Origin of the sequence: Enterovibrio nigricans DSM 22720 (assembly GCF_900167155.1) — a bacterium.
Classification (GTDB): Bacteria; Pseudomonadota; Gammaproteobacteria; order Enterobacterales; family Vibrionaceae; genus Enterovibrio; species Enterovibrio nigricans.
Genome location: NZ_FUXU01000201.1, coordinates 1 through 1,869, shown reverse-complemented (window position 1 = coordinate 1,869; position 1,869 = coordinate 1). Strand labels below are relative to the sequence as shown.

Below are 1,869 nucleotides of genomic sequence, written 5' to 3'. Positions count from 1 at the left end.
GAGGCATCAAGGGCGAAGTGTGCCTGATTGAAAATCAGTTCACTTTTTAACTCAGGATAACCTAGGGTCTCAGCGGCCTTCTACTAACTTTGCAATGGAGCCAAGAAAAAAGACGAACTACAATGTTGGAATGACATTTGATTTTTTAGGTTACGTTGTAATAAAAAATATCAGAGTTGGGCCGCCCGTAGGTAGGTGTGCAGAGCACCGATATCGATATCCTGGGCCCACTCAAGGAAAATGTTGGCTGCGCAGGCAAACAGGTCGTTGATGAGCCAGCGGTTATGCTGGAACACCGCCCAGAGGGTATGGGGCAGGCTCGGGATTTACAGGTTTGGTGAAGGTACTTTTCGTGGCTGCAGCCAGGTTTGTCGCAGTGGCATCGACGGGAGCCGAAGGCAGAGGTGCCACAAGCCAGGAATTTGATGACATTCTCGATGACGGCATCACGAACGTTGCCCATGTTAAGGGCAAGGTGTTCTTCCTACTGATGGCGGTTTAAAAACAGGGCTTTGAGGGTATTGTCGGGCAGCATGGCGGACAAGAATATGCCACTTGTGTCTTTTTAAACAAATGAAACAGATATCGCATTAACAGTTCCGCCGAAGGCGGCTGATTTTAACTTAGGTTTAACAAATCTGACGTTGCGCTATCTACATGTAAAGTACTGATTTAAAAGTCTTATAAACTTTTAAAGTTTACTCTTCAACATTCTTTCGTCACTCGTAATAAAATTCTTACAGGACGAAATGTTGCTTTTATATTTAGAATAAGAGAAGGAACATCTAGCTTTACGTTTTATTAACGGCTGCTGGAATTGCTACTTTTTTCAATAAACACTTTGATTTTTAATGGATTATGTTAAATCGTATCGCTTTTTTTACATCATTATGCCTATTACTCTCTAATGCTTATGCCGCAACAGGAGGGAATTCCTTCAGCGTTACAAATTCTGATGGCACTGTTGATCGAGTACATATATTTCAAAGCTCCGGCTCATTGAATGTATCTGCGGGTGAAGTTCTTTCCAATGTCCGGATATTAGTCATTGGCGGCGGCGGCGGCGGCGGCGGCGCTGTAGCAAGTGGTACTGGCGGCGGCGGTGGCGGCGGTGGATTTATTCAAAGAACTGGATTATCTCTCTCTCGCGGAACATATCAAATCATCGTTGGAACAGGAGGGGCGAAAGGGACTACTGGTGCCTTAGGCAGCAATGGTGGAAACTCGAGTCTATTAGGTCCAGGCCTTTCAATAACCGCTTTAGGCGGTGGCGGTGGCGGTTCTATATATACTAATGGAAGAAATGGTGCCTCAGGAGGGGGAGGTAGTAGTGGCGGAGGTCTTCGAACTCTTGGAGGGGCGGGAACTGCCGGGCAAGGCAACAACGGAGGTGATGGTATAGCAGATCCTCGGGCTTTTGCTCAAGCAAGCGGCGGAGGTGGCGGTGCTGGTTCTTTGGGAGGGTTTCCCAACATAACCACTAATAACCATGCTGGAGACGGTGGTAATGGATTGTCTTCGAATATAAGTGGTAGAAATACATTTTATGCAGGCGGCGGCGGCGGTGGCAAACGAGATAGAGGCTCTCCAGGTCAAGGACTACATGGAGGTGGCAACGGAGGGGGCTCCACATATGGTAGTGCTGCTTCCGGTCAATCAAATACTGGCGGCGGCGGCGGCGGCGGCGGTAGTTTTTTCAGTGGCTCATCCTCAACAGTGTTATCTGCTGGGGATGGTGGTAGTGGCGTTGTTATCGTTCGCTATAGAGCTGGTCGGGTAGCACTTTCCACCCAACCAGTTGCGGGTGTTAGCGGTGCCCTATTGACAACGCAGCCTGTTGTTAATCTGGTTGATAGCAGTGGCAACATA

The 1,869-nt window shown here is 48.1% G+C and carries 1 protein-coding gene and 1 pseudogene; one reads left to right on the top strand and one right to left on the bottom strand.

Annotated features, from left to right (window positions below; all coding sequences use genetic code 11):
* Positions 1-185: 185 nt before the first annotated feature.
* Positions 186-466, bottom strand: a pseudogene (locus B5D35_RS23550) (transposase zinc-binding domain-containing protein); the annotation flags it as partial.
* 533 nt (positions 467-999) lie between these two features.
* Between B5D35_RS23550 and B5D35_RS24240 the strand changes: the two are divergent.
* A partial coding sequence (locus tag B5D35_RS24240) for a glycine-rich domain-containing protein (protein ID WP_342068305.1) occupies positions 1,000-1,869 on the top strand: 870 nt, incomplete at its 3' end.